Origin of the sequence: Niveispirillum sp. KHB5.9, assembly GCF_048066115.1 — a bacterium.
Taxonomy (GTDB): Bacteria; Pseudomonadota; Alphaproteobacteria; order Azospirillales; family Azospirillaceae; genus Niveispirillum.
In genome coordinates this window covers 166,267-183,069 of record NZ_JBLTYX010000005.1, presented here as the reverse complement: position 1 = coordinate 183,069, position 16,803 = coordinate 166,267, and the positions used below count along the sequence as shown (strand labels likewise).

Genomic DNA, 16,803 nt, shown 5'->3' with positions numbered 1-16,803 from the left:
CAGCGGCATACATGCCGCTGAAGGCCGGCGACTGCCGGCCCGGCGCGCGTGCGCCGCAAGCCAAGCCCACGGATGTGGGCGCCCGGCGATTGAGGGAGGATGCAGGAAATTGCATTAAGCAATGATTGCATAATGCAAATCACTATGCCCAGCCCAACCGCGCATGTTCGATGAAGCGGGCCAGCGCCGCCGTCATCACCGCATCGCGGCGGTGAATCAATTGCGTCGGCGCCACGGCCCAAGGCTCCGGTGCCGCCTGCACGCCCAGCGCTGACCGCAGGGGCGAGCGTTCCACCGCGGCCAGCGGCAGCAGGGAAATGCCGATCCCCGCCGCCACCCCGCCGATGATCCCTTCCAGCGTGCCGAATTCCTGCAGGCGCGGCTGGCGTACGCCCAGCCCGGCCAGCAGGCTTTCCAGTCGCTCGCGATAGGCGCAGCCGCGCCGGAAGCACAGGGCCGACAGGCCCGGCCGCGACAGCAGCCCCGGCCAGTCCGCGCCCGGCGCCGTCACCACCACCATCCGTTCCACCCCGGCATCGGCGGCCACCAGGTCGGGATGGTCGATGGGGCCGCCCACCAGGGCCGCGTCCAGCCGGTAGGCCAGCACGTCCTCCACCAGCACCCCGGTGCCGCCCGTGCGCAGGCTCAACTCCACATTGGGAAAGGCCGTGTGATAGGCGGCCAGCACGGGCGGCAGGCGGCAGGCCGCCGTCGTCTCCATGCTGCCGATGGCCAATTGTCCGGCCGGCCGGTCGGGGTTCAGCAGATCCCACAGGCTGTCGCGCGCCGCGCGCAGGGCCGCCGCCACCTGCCGCGCATGGGGCAGCAATTGCTCGCCCGCCCGCGTCGGCACCACGCCGCGCCCGTTGCGGTGGAACAAGGGCACGCCCAGCGTCGCCTCCAGCGAACGGATGCGCGCCGTGACGTTGGATTGCACGCAGTTCAGCCGCCGCGCGGCGGCCGTCACCCCGCCCTCCTCCACCACCGCCAGGAAGAAGGAAAGATCGGTGCTGTCCATGGCCCGAACCCATCAAGAAAGACGATATCTCTTATCCTGACATTTCATTTTTCATGATGTCAATCCCGTGGCACCTTCGTTAGATCGTGTTTTCCTCAAGCGCCGGCGCCGCATCCGCGGCTTGGCTTCACGGCGCATGGGCGCCGCGGCGGCCGTCGCCGCCGGAGCGGCTTTCCAGACACGAGGAAAGCCGCTCTATTCCTGATGAACGGAGCGGGTCATGGCCGGGGTCTGGCGGTTGGCGATGGCGGGGCTGGCGGGAACGCTGCTGGGCGTGGGACTGGGCCGTTTCGCCTATACCCCGCTGCTGCCGGCCCTGATCGGCGAGGGCTGGGTGGATGCGGCCGGCGGCGCCCTGCTGGGGGCCGCCAACCTGACCGGATATCTGCTGGGCGCCGTCACAGCCGCCCGCACCGGCCGTGTGCTGGGCCCGGTACCCGTGCTGCGCGCCGCCATGCTGGTGGTGGCGGTCTCCCTGCTGGCCTGCGCCTGGAATTTCGGGCTGGTCTGGCTGGGCGTCTGGCGCTTCCTGGCGGGGGTGGGCGGCGCCATGCTGATGATCCTGGCCGCCCCCACCCTGATGGCGCAAGTGCCGGTGGAGAAGAAGCCGCTGGTGGCCGGCATCGTGTTTTCCGGCATCGGCGCCGGGGTGATGGTCAGCGGCACCTTGCTGCCCTGGCTGGCCGGACACGGGGCATCCATCGCCTGGGCGGGGCTGGGCGTGCTGTCCCTGGCGGTGACGGGCTGGGCCTGGGCGCAATGGCCGCCGACCGGGCGCCCGCTGGCGGCAGCCGCGGCAGGCGCCAAGCGCTCCTGGCCGCTCTGGCTGTTCACGCTGGCCTATGCCACCGACGGCATGGGCTTCATCCCGCACACTTTGTTCCTGTCCGATTATGTGGCGCGCGGGCTGGGCCAGGGGCTGGCCATGGGCGGTGCCTATTGGTTCGTGTTCGGGCTGGGGGCCGTGGCCGGGCCGCTGCTGGTCTCCCGCCTGGCCCGGCTGATCGGTTTCGCGCCGGCATTGACCCTGGCGCTGGCGGTGAAGGCCGTGGCCGTGGCGCTGCCGCTGTTGTCCTCGGCCCCGCTGCCGCTGGGCCTGTCCGCCTTCACCGTCGGCGCCCTGACGCCCGGCTGCGTGGCGCTGGCGTCGGGTGTGGCCGGGCAATTGGCGGGGGCCACCGGGCACACGGCGGCCTGGGGCCGGATGACCGCCATCTTCGCCCTGTTGCAGGCGGGCGGTGGCTATGCCCTGACCGCCCTGTTCACCACCACCGGCAGCCACCGCCCCCTGTTCGCGGCCGGCGCCGCCGTGCTGGCGCTGGGTGCGCTGGCCGGGCTGGCGGGCCAGGTTCTGTTAAAGAAGGAGACGACCAAATGAAGCTCTATATCGCCAAGACCTCTCCCTATGCGCGCAAGGTGCTGGCGCTGGCGCATGAGAAGGGGGCCGCACTGGACGTGGTGACCCTGGATCCCTGGATCGACCCCGCGGACCTGCAGGCGGCCGTGCCGTCGGGCAAGGTGCCGGCGCTGGTGACGGATGAGGGCTGGAGCCTGGGCGAAAGCTGGGCCATCGCCGACTATCTGGACGCAACACTGCCCGGCCGGCGCCTGTTGCCGGACGGCGGGCCCGACCGCTGGCGGTCCTTGCGCCTGTCGGCCCTGGCCCAGGGTCTGCTGGATGCCGCCTTCAGCGCCGTGATCGAGGGGCGCCGGCCGGCCGGGGAGCAATCGCCCGGCTGGGTCACCCGGCAGAAGGCGGCCGTCGCCCGCACCCTGCCGGCACTGGAGGCATCGGTGAAGGAACTGGAGGCGGAAGGGTTCGGGCTGGGTAGCCTGTCGGTGGCATGCGCCCTGGATTACCTGGATTTCCGCCATCCGGGCATCGCCTGGCGCGACGGGCATCCGGCGCTGGCATCCTGGTTCGCCTCCGTGATCGACCGGCCATCGCTGCGCGCGACGGACCCGCGCTGATCGCCTATGCTGGGCCCTTCCGCTTCAAGGAAGGACACCCCCATGCGCCGCCTGCCGATCCTGTCCGTACTGCTGTTCCTGACCACGCCCGCCTGGGCGGCGGAAGCGACCGTGGAAGATCTCTCCTGGCTGTCCGGACAATGGCTGGGAGAGGAAGGGGGCAAGCGCATGGAGGAGCATTATATGCGCCCCGCCGGCGGCGTGATCGTGGGCATGAGCCGGACGGTGCGGCCGGGCAAGGTACCGGAGGTGGAATTCATCCGCATCGCCCCCGGCAGCGACGGCAAGCTGGCCTATCACGCCCACCCGATGGGCCAGGCACCGGCCAGCTTCCCGCTGGTGGAATCCGCCCCCGGCCTGGCCGTTTTCGCCAACCCGTCCCATGATTTTCCACAGAAAATCACCTATCGCCGCACGGATGACAGCCTGACGGCGACGATCGAGGGACCGGGCAAGGACGGGGCGGTGAAACGCTTCGGCTGGTCCTGGCGGCGGGCCGGCGAGGCGCCGTGACGCGGGAACGGGTTTGTTCCCTATAAGGACTGCTGCAAAATCGTCAAAATCACCGCCATCGGGGACGCGCGGACAATTAGGGCGTAGCATGGTTAAAACAAAACCATACGGAGGAGCGTCCCATGTCCACCTTCTCTGTGCCCCGCCTGTCCGTCCTGCTGCTGGGCCTGATCCTGGCCCTGCCCCAGGCCGGCCATGCCAGCAACGACCCGCTGAAATCCCTGCTCTGGCTGTCGGGCCAGTGGGTGGGCCGCGAGGGGCCGACCCGCACCGAACAGCATTTCATGAAGCCCGGTGACGGGGTGATGCTGGGCATGCGCCGGTCCATGTCGCCCAGCCGCGGCGCCGACACCGAATTCATGCGCATCGTGGCCCAGCCCGACGGCAGTGTGATCTATTACGGCCAGCCGCTGGGCAGCCGTGAGGTCATTCCCTATACGCTGATCGAGTCCGGGAACAACATGGCTGTGTTCGCCAATACCGAACATGGCTATCCGCAGCGCATTGTCTTCAACCGTTATGGCGGCAACGTCGTGGCGGCCCTGGAAGGCCCCGACGGCAATGGTGGCGTCCGCCGCTTCCGCTGGACCTGGAAGCGGGCGGGTGACGCGCCCTGAGGCGGGTTGATATCTGCTTCTGGCGCCGCCCGCTCCACCGTCATCCCGGCGCAAGCCGGGATCCAGCGTGAGGCGCGGTCAGCGCCGATATGACTCATATCGCGGCAGACACCGCTCTGCGCCTGGGCCCCGGCTTCCGCCGGGGTGACGGTAGTGCTTGTGGAAAGCCTCGCACCTCTCTCCCAAAAAAATTTTCACCGACCATGTCACACGCGGCCATGGCGTCCCGTCCTGGTTATCGAAGGCCCCACCCTCGGGGGCCGCGATGATCAGAAACGGAGACTTCCATGACCGCGCGTTTGAATTTCTATGCCGCCGCCCCCGAAACCATCCAGGCCATGCTGGACCTGAGCGCCAAGGTCGAGAATTGCGGCCTGGAGCACAGCCTGATGGAACTGGTGAAGACGCGCGCTTCCCAGATCAACCGCTGCGCCTATTGCATCCATATGCACACCAAGGACGCCCGCGCCCATGGCGAGACGGAGGAGCGGCTGTATCTGCTGGACGCCTGGCGGGAATCGTCGCTCTATACCGACCGGGAGCGTGCGGCGCTGGCCTGGACGGAAGCACTGACCAATGTCGCCCAGACCGGCGCCCCGGATGAGGATTACGCCGCCCTGCAGGCGCAATTCACGCCGGAGGAACAGGTGAAGCTGACGCTGGCCATCACCACCATCAATGCCTGGAACCGCTTCGCCATCGGCTTCCGGTCGCAGCATCCGAAAGCCAAGGTCCGTGTCACTGCCGCCTGAGGCCCTTGCCACCTTCACCCGCCTGCGCCCCCGCCTGTCCCGCATCGCCTATCGCATGCTGGGATCACAGGCGGAGGCCGAGGACATGGTGCAGGAGGCCTGGCTGCGCTGGGCCGGGGTGGACCATGCGGGCGTGATGGATGGGGATGCCTATCTGGTCCGGCTGGTCAGCCGGCTGTGCCTGGACCAGATGCGCTCCGCCCGTGCGCGCCACGAGACCTATATCGGCCCCTGGCTGCCGGAGCCCATCATCGATCCCGACGACAGCCTGGAACAGGGGGAGGAGGTGACCATGGCCCTGATGCTGGCCCTGGAACGCCTGTCGCCGCTGGAACGTGCCGCCTTCCTGCTGCATGACGTGTTCGGCCAGCCGTTCGAGGCGGTGGCGGCGGCCCTGGACCGGGACGAGGCGGCATGCCGGCAACTGGCGTCACGCGCCCGCACCCATGTGCGCGCCGCGCGGCCCCGCTTCCCCGTGACGCCCGACCGGGGGCGGGAAATCGCCGACGCCTTCCTGGCCGCCGCCCATAATGGCGACCTGTCGGGCCTGCGCGGGCTGCTGGCGGCGGATGTGGTGCTCTATGCCGATGGCGGCGGCAAGCGCATCGCCGTGATGAACCCCGTCCTGACCCAGGACAAGGTGGCCCGCTTCTTCACCGGCCTGGCAAGGAAGCATGATCATGTGATGCCGCCCGTCCTGTGGCGCGGTCTGATCGACGGCCTGCCCGGCTATGTCACGCTGGCCAGCGATGGCGAGGTGCAGAGCACGGCCCTGGTCATCGATGGCGACCGCATCGTCGCCGTCTATATCACCCGCAACCCGGACAAGCTGCGCCATCTGGTGGGGCTGGCGGGGAATGCGTGAGCCGCGTTACCGCCACGCCCCCACCAGTTCCACCTCTTCCCCACCCATGCCGCGCTTGAACGATGTCACGCCGGGTGCTTCATCGGGCAGGACGCCGCCCAGGTCGAACCATTCCCGGCCTTGCGCCTTCAGTTCTGAAATCGCCCGCCAGAGCAGCAGATTGTGTGCCCGCGCCGCACGGCCGGCGGCGCTCGACCAACCGATCTGGTATGTGGATGATTTTCCATGTCCCAGAACAAGAATGCCGGCCACCGGCACCCCGTCCTTGACAGCACGGATCAGCACGATGTCGCCATCCTTGTACATGCCGGTGCGCATACGCAGGACCAGCTTGGCCGAGGGGCCGCGATAGCGTTTCTCCGCCTTGTCCTGCTGATACTGTTCCAGCAGCCAGGCCAGTTGCTGTTTGCCGTCGCGATCGACCTCCACCGTCAGCCCGGCCCGTTCGGCCTGGTTCAGGGCGTTGCGCCATTTCTGGGCCAGGCCGGCGCGCAGCTCCGCCTCCGTCCGGCGCAGGTCCAGCCATATGGTGCGGTATCCGGCACCCTTGTCGCGCCGGAACCCGGCCCAGCGCATCATGGCGGCGGCTTCGTCGCCGGCTTCCCACTCCGGAACGGTGGCGGTCCAGTTCAGCGGGCCGCTGGGATATTCCCGGCGGATCAGTTTCATCACCATGGCGAAGACCGCCGGCTTGCGCGCCTCCGGCCGCAACAGCGGTCCCCGGTGCAGGCGGGCGACGCGGATCAGCTTGAACAGCCGCCGCTCGCTCATCACCACCAGTCCAATGGGCTTGTCCGACAGTTCGATGATGCCCAGCCTTGGCTTCCACCCCTCCACCGTCAGCATGGCCTGGTTGTAGCCGAAGCCCTGGGTCAGGCTGCTCTGCCCGCATTCGGCCAGCAGCCTTGCCCATTCGGACAGGCGCCCCACGTCCCAGACGATGCGCAGATGCGGGATGGTGTCGAGGTCGGTCATGGGGATTGAAAGTCGCGGAGGGGAAGGCGAGAGTGCCCGTCTTGCCCGTCTCCTGTCGAGTGATCATGCACCGTAACGCCCTGCCCGCCTGGTGGCATCCCGACCATTTCCAGAAGAAGCGCGCCCATCTGGCCGTGCGCCAGACGGTGATGCGGACCCTGCGCCGCTGGTTCGAGGATCAGGGGTTCGACGAGGTGGAGACGCCGGCTTTGCAGGTCTCCCCCGGTCTGGAGGTGCATCTGATGGCGTTCGCCACCGATCTGGTGGGCCCGCATCCCGATGACCGCCGCCGCCTGTACCTGCACACCAGCCCCGAATTCACCATGAAGAAGCTGCTGGCGGCGGGTGTGCCGAAGCTGTTCCAGCTGTCCCATGTCTATCGCAACGGGGAGCGGTCGGGCACGCACCATCCGGAATTCGCCATGCTGGAATGGTACCGGGCAGGTGCCGGATATCGCGACCTGATGGAGGATTGCATCGCCCTGGTCCGCGCCGCCTGCATCGCGGCCGGCAAGGACAAGCTGCGCTTCCGGGGCATCGACTGCGATCCTTTCGCCGACTGGCGCGTGCTGAGCGTCCAGGACGCGTTTCTGCACTATGCCGATATCGACCTGCTGGCCACCGCCCCCGATCCGCTGCGCCCCGACCGCGCCTTGCTGGCGGCGGAAGTGGCGCGCATCGGCATCCGCGTGGCCGAGAACGACACCTGGGAGGATCTGTTCTTCCGCGTCAGTTTGGACCGGATCGAACCGCATCTGGGCATGGATGTGCCCACCTTCCTGTCGGACTATCCCATCTCCATGGCAGCCCTGGCCCGGCCCAAGCCGGACGACCCGCGCGTGGCGGAACGGTTCGAGCTGTATGGCTGCGGCGTGGAGCTGGCCAATGCCTTCGGAGAACTGACCGATCCCGTGCTCCAGCGCACCCGGTTCGAGGCGGACATGGCGGAGAAGGAACGGCTCTATGGCGAGCGTTACCCGATCGACGAGGAGTTCCTGGCGGCACTGCCCCTGATGCCCGACAGCGCCGGCATCGCGCTCGGCTTCGACCGGCTGGCGATGATCATCGCGGGCGCGGAGAAGATCGATGATGTGCTGTGGGCGCCGGTGGTGGTGGCGTAGCCGTCAGCCCCACACACCCGCCGTTGGCCGCAGCAAGGCGCCCTCATAGACCAGCCCCGGTTCCCGGTCGCGGGCCAGCAGCAGCGGCCCGTCCAGGTCGACATAATCCGCCCCCTGGGCCAGCAGCAGGGCCGGCGCCATGGACAGCGAGGTCGCCACCATGCAGCCGACCATGACGTCCAGACCCAAAGCCTGGGCCCGCGCCTTGACCGCCAGCGCCTCCGTCAGACCGCCGGTCTTGTCCAGCTTGACGTTGACCACGTCATAGCGACCGGCCAGCTGCTCCAGACCCTCCAGCCCATGGGCGCTTTCATCGGCGCCCAGGCGCACCGGGCTTCTGAACCCGTCCAGCACCGCATCGGCCCCGGCGGGCAGCGGCTGTTCGATCATCTCCACGCCCAGCCGGGCGAAGGCGTCGGGCAGGGTGGCCAGGTCATCGGGTTTCCAGCCCTCATTGGCATCGACGATCAGGCGGCTACCGGGGGCGGCTTCGCGCACGGCGGCCACCCGGTCCAGGTCGCCGCCATCACCGGCCAGTTTCAGCTTCAGCAGCGGCCGGGCCACGGCACGGGCGGCATCGGCCATCACGTCAGGCGTATCGATGGAGAGCGTGAAGGCCGTCACCACCGGTTCCAGCGGCGCCAGCCCGGCCAGTTCCCAGGCGGGTTTGCCGCTGCGTTTGGCTTCCAAGTCCCACAGCGCGCAGTCCAGCGCGTTGCGCGCGGCACCGGCCGGCATGGCATTGGCCAATGCCCGGCGCCCCATACCGCGCGCGAACGCCCCGGCCATGGCTTCCATGGCGGCGGCCACGCCGTCGACGCTTTCGCCATAGCGGGTATAGGGCACGCATTCGCCCCGCCCCACATGCCCATCCGCGTCGCGCAGCTCCGCCACCAGCACGGCCGCTTCCGTCTTGGCACCGCGCGAGATGCGGAAGGTGCCGCGGATGGGAAAGCGCTCCTGGCGGACGGTCAGGATGGATGCTGGTGCGGGTGCGAAAGGCATCAGGGGCTCCGGCGGGGGCGTGCCCGTCTTTCTACAGCAATGACAGGGGCTTGTCGAAGAAAGGCCCCCGTGACGCGACAGCACACCATTGCGGTCGCGCGGGAACACCCCATGTGATAGACCGTTGCCCCAACGTCCCACGCTTTGCGGAAAACCGGGTCCCCGATGAATTTCAGAGACGCCTGGCGCGAATCACTGGCGATCTACCTGCTGCTCCTGTCCGACCCCGGCCGCGTGCTGCGCTTCGCCGGCGCGCCGGCGCTGGTGCTGGCCGTGCTGGGCCTGGCCCAGATGACCCGGTCGCAGGGCGATGGCAGCGGCGGCACGCTGCTGCTGTTCCTGTCCGTGCTGGGCATGGTCTGGGGCCTGGGTGTGTGGACCGTGCGCTGGAGCCGGTTCCTGCTGCTGGGAGAGGACAAGGCCCAGTTCTGGGACATGCCGTTCGACGGGCGGAACTGGCGCGTGGGCGGGATATTGCTGTCCACGGTGCTGCTGTCGGGCCTGGCTTCCATCCTGCCGGCATCGGTGGTGATGACCCTGCTGGCCAGCGTCACCGGCCACCGACTGGCCACCAATCCCAGCCAGGGGCCGGCCGATGCGGCGGCCATGGCGTCGGCCATGCCCGACTGGTTCTTCCTGAGCACCTATATCGTCATCACGCTGATGACCCTGTGGCCTGTGGCCCGGCTGGGGCCGGCCATCGGGTCGGTGGTGCAGGACGGCAAGTTCGTGATGGGCGCCAGCTGGAAGGCGACATCGCATCTGGGCGGCCTGCCGCCTTTGTTCGCCCTGATCCTGGTGAACCTGCCCTTGCAGGCGCCCGCCGCCTTCTTCTGGCTGACGGGGGTGCAGGATGGCAGCATCGTGCTGCTGGTCATGGCCAATATCGTGCTGTCCATCACCCATCCGCTGGTGACGGCGATGACCGCCCTGCTCTGGGCCCGCATCTATGGCGTAGCCATCGGCCCTGGCCTGACGCCCGTCAGCGCCCGGGATTCTGGCCTGGATGAGGAATGACCAGGGTGCGGCAGGCGCCCGGCGCGTCGATGCGGGTCACCGCGCCGTCGGGCCAGCGTACCTCCACCCTGTCCACCTTCTCCACCCGACCCAGCCCGAAATGGGCCACCGGCTCCATCTGGCACAGATAACCCGACCCGGCGCAGATGGAACGCATCTGCATCCGGTCCCCCGCCCATAGCCGCACCAGCGCACCGCGCGCCGGCGCGCCCGCCGCCGTCAGCGGCCGGATGCGCAGCCAATGGTGACCCCGCGGTTCCCCGATGAACAGCGACAGCGGCTGCGGCGCCTGTTCGCCATGCGCCACCAGCAGTTCCAGCTGCCCGTCCCCGTCCAGGTCGGCCACCGCAGCGCCCGTGCCGAAGCCGCTTGGCAGGGCCGCGTCGCCGATATCGATCTGGGTCCAGCGATCCTCGCGCCAGCCGAACAGGCGGTTGGGTTCGCCCAGATTGTTGATGAAGATCTCCTCATACCCGTCATTGTCGAAATCGGCGGCAATGACGGTGCGGGCGCGCGAGGGTTTGGCCAGTTCCGGCGGCGCCATGTCGGCGAAGCCGCCGCCGGCCCGATGCTGGAACAGCCGATGCGGCCCCTCCCAATTGGCCAGCATGATGTCGAACCCGCTCTCGCCCTGGACCAGGGCCATGCCGCGGGCCGGCTGGGCGGTATCACCCAGGCCCAGCGCATCCGCGATCTCCGCGAACTGGCCGTCGCCCTGGTTCTGGAAGAACAGGTTGGGCCCGATCTCGTTGCCCGCGAAGATGTCGGGCCGGTCGCCCAGGATGGGGGCCGCCAGCAGGGAGCGGCCACCGGTGATGGCATCCAGCCCCACCTCGTCCGCGACATCGACGATGCGGCCCCGCGCCCCCATCTCGTACAGTCGCATCGGGCCGCCGTAATTGGCCACGATGAAGCCGTAACGGCCGGTACCCGCCCGGTCGATGACGGCGATGGACCGTCCGGCAAAACGGTTGGCGGCGGCGAAATTCTCCGACAGGGCGAACAGGTCGATCCAGCGGTCCCCGAAGCAGGCCAGCAGCCGGTCGGTCACCTGCTTGGGACCGGAGAACCCGTCGCTGTTCAGGATATAGATTTCTTCGCGCCCATCCCCGTCGATATCGCCGCAGGCAAGGCCGATGGCCCGGCGCCCGTCATCGGCGATCAGTGCCGGCGCGATGTCCACCAGCCCCTGCCCGCCCCATTTCAGCACGCGGTTGGGCCCACCATAGCCGGCGATGATGATCTCATCCTGGCCGTCGCCATCGATATCGGCAACGGCGACGCCGTAGTTCAGCGCGGGCAGGTTGCCGGCGATCAGGTTGGAGCATTCGATGAACATCCGGCCCCCGCGCGTAATAGCGTTCCCGCTGATCGTAACCGATCAGCAGGCCTCAGTCGCCGGCGCCCACATCCGTGGGCTCTGGCACGCGGCACGTGCCGCGCGGCGGCGGTCGCCGCCGAACCCGTTCCCGGCTCACCGGAAACGGGTACAGCCATCGTCCCGGCACCGGAACGAGTTAATGAATAGCCTGGACCGGGGGACCGGGCAAGGTGGCGGACTGTGACGTTTGACAGATGGGCGGGCCGGCGCGAGGATGGGGGCTGATGCGGACGGGAGCGTTCCCCCAAGGCGAAGGTTCTGGAAACCACCCTTGACGATCTGGTCGAGGCCGCACGGCAGGCCGGCTTCAAACCCGGCCGGCGGCTGCGCGTGGCGGTGAGCTATGCTGGTGAAGGACGGGAACAGACGGCCAAATGGCTGAACGACCTGTTGGCCCGGCACCCCCTGCCCCCGCCCGATGACAAGATGACCGAAGAAGAAGCCCTGGAACTGGCCAATGAGGCCATCCGGGAATACCGGGCTGAACAGCAGGGTCGCTGTTGCGGCTGGTCATCGACTGCAATGTCATCATTTCCGCCGGCCTGACGAACGGCCCAAGCCGGGCAGCCGTCACCATCGCATTGGGTGAACATGATGTACTGACCAGTCGGGAAATCCGTGAGGAATACCGGCAGGTAGCGTCACGCCGTAAATTCAGCGAACCGATAAGGGCGCGCCTTCGCTCGCTTGTGGATGGAATTGCCGCACGCACGCAAGATATAGACATCTCTGCCCTGGCGGTCCCGTCCGGATGCGCGATCCCAAGGATGTGATCTATGTCCTCACGGCCACCGCCGGACAGGCCGACGCGATCCTGACGGGCGACATGCGGGACTTCATTGAATCCCACTATGGCGGCGCGCGGGTGCTGTCGGTTCGGGAATTCCTGGCCTTGCACGACTGAAGAGCCGCATCCGCCCGACGAACTGTCACACCCACCATATATAGTAGGTCATAGGGTGATCGGGTTACCTCGAATCCCCGATCGGCAGTGCCCAGCCCCGTTCAGGCCGGAATTCCGGCATTTCCGGGTCCCGACCCGCCGGCTAGTCGCCCGTGGCGCATCCGTCAAGCTGCGCTTGGCGCATGACGCGACTGCGCAGTCGCGCCCCCTTGGAATAGCTGACGTCAAGCCTATTCATGACGGACAGGGTGGAATTTTCCGCCTTGTGGGCCACACGGGATTTGGTACGATCCGACCCCTAGCCAACAACATGTAGTGTTCTGTGGGCAGTTATCCACAGCCGGGGCACTGGGGAAAACGGGGATAAGTCATGCGCGATGGCGAAGTGAACGAGTGGAATCCGCAGGGTGCCGACCTATTCGGCCAGATCCAGATGCGCAAACATGCGCCGGTCACTGTGGATCACTCCCGCAACGAACTGCTGACCGCGTTCGGCAAGGCCACGCTGGATGACCGGTACCTGATGCCGGGGGAGACCTATCAGGACCTGTTCGCCCGCGTCGCCAGCTATTATTCCGACGATCATGCGCATGCCCAGCGCCTGTATGACTATATCTCCCGCCTCTGGTTCATGCCGGCCACCCCGGTCCTGTCGAATGGCGGCACCGTCCGCGGCCTGCCCATCTCCTGCTTCCTGAACGAGGCCAATGACAGCCTGGAAGGTATTGTCGGCCTGTGGAACGAGAATGTGTGGCTGGCGGCCAAGGGTGGCGGCATCGGTTCCTACTGGGGCAACCTGCGCTCCATCGGCGAGCAGGTGAAGGACAGCGGCAAGACCAGCGGCGTCATCCCCTTCATCCGCGTCATGGACTCACTCACGCTCGCCATCTCCCAGGGTTCGCTCCGCCGTGGCTCCGCCGCCTGCTATCTGCCGGTCAGCCACCCGGAGATCGAGGAATTCATCGAGATGCGCCGCCCCACGGGTGGTGATCCCAACCGCAAGGCCCTGAACCTGCACCATGGCATCGCCATCCCCGACGCCTTCATGCGTGCGGTCGAGGGTGACGAGGAATGGGCGCTGACCAGCCCCAAGGACGGCAAGATCCTGCGCCGCGTCAAGGCGCGCGACCTGTGGATCCGCATCCTGACGGCGCGCATGGAAACGGGCGAGCCCTATCTGCTGTTCATCGACCATGTGAACCGGGCCATCCCGGAACATCACAAGCTGGCCGGCCTGACGGTGAAGATGTCCAACCTGTGCAGCGAGATCACGCTGCCCACCGGCATGGACCCCTGGGGCAAGCAGCGCACCGCCGTCTGCTGCCTGTCTTCCCTCAACCTGGAAAACTTCCTGGAATGGCAGGACCATCCGACCTTCATCGAAGACACGATGCGCTTCCTGGACAATGTCATGACCGACTTCATCCAGAAGGCGCCGGATGACATGGCCAAGGCCAAGTATTCCGCCATGCGCGAGCGGTCGGTGGGCCTGGGCGTCATGGGCTTCCACAGCTTCCTGCAGAGCCAGATGATCCCGATCGAAGGCGTGATGGCCAAGGTCTGGAACAAGCGCATGTTCGCCCATATCAAGCGTCAGGCCGACGCCGCGTCGGTCAAGCTGGCGCATGAGCGTGGCGCCTGCCCGGATGCCGCCGAATATGGCGTGATGGAACGTTTCTCCAACAAGATCGCCATCGCCCCGACGGCGTCGATCTCCATCATCACCGGTGGCGCCTCTCCCGGTATCGAGCCGGTGGCCGCCAACGCCTATACGCACAAGACCCTGTCGGGCAGCCATTCGGTGCGCAACCCGTATCTGGCCAAGCTGCTGGAGGAGAAGGGCCGCAACGACGAGGACACCTGGTCGGAGATCACGCTGAACAGCGGTTCCGTCCAGCATCTGGACTTCCTGTCCCAGGACGAGAAGGATGTGTTCAAGACGGCGTTCGAGCTGGACCAGCGCTGGCTGATCGAACATGCCGCCGACCGCACGCCGTTCGTCTGCCAGAGCCAGTCGCTGAACGTCTTCCTGCCGGCCGACGTGCATAAGCGCGACCTGCACCAGATCCACATGATGGCCTGGAAGAAGGGCGTGAAGAGCCTGTACTACCTGCGCTCCATGTCCGTGCAGCGCGCCGAGAGCAACGCCACCAAGGAGATCGGCAAGGCCAAGCCTGCCACCCAGGTGACAGAGACCAACAAGTATGAGGAATGCCTGGCCTGCCAGTAAGCGGTCGGGCTTCTGTTGGGATGGAAAGGCGGGCAGCGATGCCCGCCTTTTTTGTCATCATCAGGTCAAGGACGAGATGGTGAAGGTGACGCTGCTGGGGAAAGCGGTGCCGTAATTGATGTTGGTCGAGAAGCCGCCCTGGTCGTCGAACGGATAGCCATAGGCCAGCCCGTTGATGCTGATGCCGTTCGTGGAGTTGGCGGTACTGTTCTGATGCAGGAAGGCGGAATAGAGGTTGGAGGGCACATAGCCGGTGCCGCCCGCATCGTTCCAGGACGGATAGAAGCTGTAAGGCGCCCCGTTCGTGGGCTGGGTGACCGTCGCACCCACATCCTGGAAGGATTGGGCCTGACTGCTACTGGTATTGGCGACGGTCCCGACCAGCGTGATCGTACCGTCGGAACCCTGGCGATAGACATTGGCCTGCGTGTAAAGGGCGGACGGGATCGGCCCCCAGGCCAGGGAGACGGTCGATGCCGCCGACAGGGTGACGGTCTGTCCCCAGGTCAGCGCCGTTTCGCCGCCATTGTTCAACAGCGCCGACAGATAATAGGTGTAGGTACCGGCCGGCACCCCCCCGGATGATGGGGGCGCCGATACCTGCGGGGCCTGGGTGAAGGCATAGAGGCAGGTATATTGCTGCGGCCCCAGTTGGAAGCCATAGCCCGTGGCCACGCCGCGATTGAGCGCGGAGACGATGACATTCTCGATATTGGTCAGGGCATTGGTGGCCAGAAGGCTGAATCCCTGCGCCACGGCATCCGGATCATTGGGGGTGGCGAACACCCCGGCGCAGCCGAACACCATCTGGCTGGGGTCGTTGGTGGCATTGTTCATCCAGGTCGGCGCGTTGGACAAGGCGTAATTGGATGTCGCCATGTTGGTCAGGGTCGCCGGCAGATTGACCGAGCCGAGGCCGGTATTGCCGATGAAATACGGGAAATAGATATTCACCACCGCACCCTGGTACTCGCCCTGGCTCAAACCCGTCTGGCCGGCAATGGTGCTGTTGGAATAATTGCCGGAATCATAGGCGTTGCCCACCAGTTGCAGGGCCAGATAGGCCTGGGTGCCATCGCCCCACTGCCATGTCGCGGCGATGGGCTGCGCCTTGCCCTTCTCATCGATATAGGTGGCAGCGGTGATCGGCTGCCCGGTGTTCGGCCAGACCCATTGGACATTGCCGGTCCACAGCGTGCCGTTGCTGCCGCCGGCCTGGTTGAACTGGTAGAGCTGGAAGCTGTTCGCCATGTAGTAGGCGAAGAAATCGCGCAGCGGCTGGTCGAACCAGGTGGAAAGCGCACTGAACCCGTAGGAGGAGGCGCACGGCGTCCGGGTGCCGGCGGCGGGCGAACTGTCGACATAGACATCGCCGGACTGCTTGTTCCAGGCGCTGATCGACTGGCTGGTGATCAGCTTGTAATCGCTGGTCTGCGCCGGTGCCGGCGGCGGCGTGCCGGGTTCAAGCGCGGCATAGGGTGCGCGATAGATATTGATGCCCGTGGCCGTGGGATTGACCGGCACATAGGCGCCCGGATTGCCATCCACCAGCCAGCCGATGGAAATCTGTGATGCGGCCGCCTGCCCGCTCGAATTCAACAGAAAGCCACCGAACACGCCCTGCTGGTTGGGCACCGTTTCCCCCGTCGGGGAGGTTTCGGAGACGAGATAGAAATAGCTGTTGTCGGCGAACGGGTCGGAAGTGCCGACCACACCGCCCGGCGCCAGATAGCTGGGGGGTACGGGGACGGTGACGGCCTGCAATACATCCTGCGGCGCCACCAGGCGCAATTGGGTACCACCCGATTGGCCCAGGACAAGGCATTCATTGAAGGGAGTGCCGGCAGGAAAACAGGTGGTGAAGCTGTCGAACAGCGTCTTCTGCGCCACCGAACTGCCGATGCTGGCCATGGGGAACGGCACGCTGCCGGTGCTGGTCACGGCATAGGTGAAACCGACCTGATCGATATTGGAAATGTCGATATCGAGAATGGGGCCGCTGCCACCGGTCGGCGTCGCATAGGTGAATTCGAAGATGCTGAACACATCGCCGCCATTCGTGCCCGTGGTGGGCGACGCCGGGATGCCGCTGGTGACCGGTATGCCGCTGGAACCGCCGATGAACATGGCGACCACACCGGACTGTATCTGCTGGCTTGCCGGCAGGTTGACCGTATCGCTCTGCGCGGTAAATGATTGAAGCGGCGTTATATATTGCCCGTTGGTCCCGGCGGGGAACTGGACATAGGCACTGGTGGTGAAATCCCAGTAGTACCAGTTCGAACTGCTGGGATCCTGCCCATAGATGGCGATCTGGAAACCCGCACTCACCACGTCGGCGGGAATCGTGAAGGTCCACGACGGGAATGCCGTCGTGGATGCCGGTTCATTGGTCATTTTGACCTCCCGTTGGCATCTGGAATATGACTTGGGC

The 16,803-nt window shown here is 66.6% G+C and carries 16 protein-coding genes; 11 read left to right on the top strand and 5 right to left on the bottom strand.

The annotated features are described in order from the left end of the window. Positions 1-142: 142 nt before the first annotated feature. Positions 143-1,018, bottom strand: coding sequence for a LysR family transcriptional regulator (locus ACM9HJ_RS11605; RefSeq protein WP_416571885.1), 876 nt, complete (start codon positions 1,016-1,018; stop codon positions 143-145). 220 nt (positions 1,019-1,238) lie between these two features. On the opposite strand from ACM9HJ_RS11605, the gene ACM9HJ_RS11600 reads away from it, so the two are divergent. From ACM9HJ_RS11600 to ACM9HJ_RS11575, 6 genes are all read left to right on the top strand, one after another. After that, complete coding sequence (locus ACM9HJ_RS11600) at positions 1,239-2,396, top strand: YbfB/YjiJ family MFS transporter (RefSeq protein WP_416571884.1); 1,158 nt, start codon at positions 1,239-1,241, stop codon at positions 2,394-2,396. Beyond that, positions 2,393-2,989: a glutathione S-transferase family protein gene (locus ACM9HJ_RS11595; RefSeq protein ID WP_416571883.1), complete on the top strand. Its 597-nt coding sequence runs from the start codon at positions 2,393-2,395 to the stop codon at positions 2,987-2,989. Before ACM9HJ_RS11600 ends, ACM9HJ_RS11595 begins: the two co-directional genes overlap by 4 nt. Positions 2,990-3,031: 42 nt before the next feature. Continuing rightward, positions 3,032-3,502 (top strand): DUF6265 family protein, encoded by a 471-nt coding sequence (locus ACM9HJ_RS11590; RefSeq protein ID WP_416571882.1) that lies wholly within the window; start codon positions 3,032-3,034, stop codon positions 3,500-3,502. A 122-nt stretch (positions 3,503-3,624) separates the two neighbouring features. Continuing rightward, on the top strand, positions 3,625-4,119 hold the full coding sequence (locus ACM9HJ_RS11585; RefSeq protein ID WP_416571881.1) for a DUF6265 family protein: 495 nt from the start codon (positions 3,625-3,627) through the stop codon (positions 4,117-4,119). Between the two features lie 287 nt (positions 4,120-4,406). Further along, positions 4,407-4,871, top strand: coding sequence for a carboxymuconolactone decarboxylase family protein (locus ACM9HJ_RS11580; protein ID WP_416571880.1), 465 nt, complete (start codon positions 4,407-4,409; stop codon positions 4,869-4,871). After that, positions 4,855-5,736 (top strand): sigma-70 family RNA polymerase sigma factor, encoded by an 882-nt coding sequence (locus tag ACM9HJ_RS11575; RefSeq protein ID WP_416571879.1) that lies wholly within the window; start codon positions 4,855-4,857, stop codon positions 5,734-5,736. Before ACM9HJ_RS11580 ends, ACM9HJ_RS11575 begins: the two co-directional genes overlap by 17 nt. A gap of 6 nt (positions 5,737-5,742) precedes the next feature. Here the strand turns inward: ACM9HJ_RS11575 and ACM9HJ_RS11570 are convergent, their stop codons facing one another. Next, the gene (locus tag ACM9HJ_RS11570; RefSeq protein WP_416571878.1) at positions 5,743-6,711 is read right to left on the bottom strand and encodes a lipid II:glycine glycyltransferase FemX; all 969 of its coding nucleotides are present in this window, start codon (positions 6,709-6,711) and stop codon (positions 5,743-5,745) included. 65 nt (positions 6,712-6,776) lie between these two features. Here ACM9HJ_RS11570 and epmA point away from each other — a divergent pair, with 65 nt between their 5' ends. Next, a complete protein-coding gene (epmA, locus tag ACM9HJ_RS11565) occupies positions 6,777-7,832 on the top strand; it encodes an EF-P lysine aminoacylase EpmA (RefSeq protein ID WP_416571984.1) in 1,056 nt (351 codons plus the stop codon). Between the two features lie 3 nt (positions 7,833-7,835). On the opposite strand, the gene dgcA is transcribed toward epmA, so the two are convergent. After that, positions 7,836-8,837 (bottom strand): N-acetyl-D-Glu racemase DgcA, encoded by a 1,002-nt coding sequence (dgcA, locus tag ACM9HJ_RS11560; protein ID WP_416571877.1) that lies wholly within the window; start codon positions 8,835-8,837, stop codon positions 7,836-7,838. 165 nt (positions 8,838-9,002) lie between these two features. Between dgcA and ACM9HJ_RS11555 the strand changes: the two genes are divergently transcribed. Beyond that, positions 9,003-9,854, top strand: coding sequence for a hypothetical protein (locus tag ACM9HJ_RS11555; RefSeq protein WP_416571876.1), 852 nt, complete (start codon positions 9,003-9,005; stop codon positions 9,852-9,854). Here ACM9HJ_RS11555 and ACM9HJ_RS11550 read toward each other — a convergent pair. Next, the gene (locus tag ACM9HJ_RS11550; protein WP_416571875.1) at positions 9,820-11,193 is read right to left on the bottom strand and encodes a CRTAC1 family protein; all 1,374 of its coding nucleotides are present in this window, start codon (positions 11,191-11,193) and stop codon (positions 9,820-9,822) included. The genes ACM9HJ_RS11555 and ACM9HJ_RS11550 overlap by 35 nt on opposite strands. 542 nt (positions 11,194-11,735) lie before the next feature. Here ACM9HJ_RS11550 and ACM9HJ_RS11545 point away from each other — a divergent pair. From ACM9HJ_RS11545 to ACM9HJ_RS11535, 3 genes are all read left to right on the top strand, one after another. Then, positions 11,736-12,008 carry a PIN domain-containing protein gene (locus tag ACM9HJ_RS11545; RefSeq protein WP_416571874.1) on the top strand — a complete coding sequence of 91 codons (273 nt, stop codon included), beginning with the start codon at positions 11,736-11,738 and terminating at the stop codon, positions 12,006-12,008. After that, on the top strand, positions 11,987-12,139 hold the full coding sequence (locus tag ACM9HJ_RS11540; RefSeq protein WP_416571873.1) for a hypothetical protein: 153 nt from the start codon (positions 11,987-11,989) through the stop codon (positions 12,137-12,139). Before ACM9HJ_RS11545 ends, ACM9HJ_RS11540 begins: the two co-directional genes overlap by 22 nt. Before the next feature lie 370 nt (positions 12,140-12,509). Then, entirely contained in the window at positions 12,510-14,369 is a 1,860-nt protein-coding gene (locus tag ACM9HJ_RS11535; protein ID WP_416571872.1) for a ribonucleoside-diphosphate reductase subunit alpha, read from the top strand. Between the two features lie 60 nt (positions 14,370-14,429). On the opposite strand, the gene ACM9HJ_RS11530 is transcribed toward ACM9HJ_RS11535, so the two are convergent. Next, the gene (locus tag ACM9HJ_RS11530; protein WP_416571871.1) at positions 14,430-16,766 is read right to left on the bottom strand and encodes a hypothetical protein; all 2,337 of its coding nucleotides are present in this window, start codon (positions 16,764-16,766) and stop codon (positions 14,430-14,432) included. Positions 16,767-16,803 lie beyond the last annotated feature (37 nt).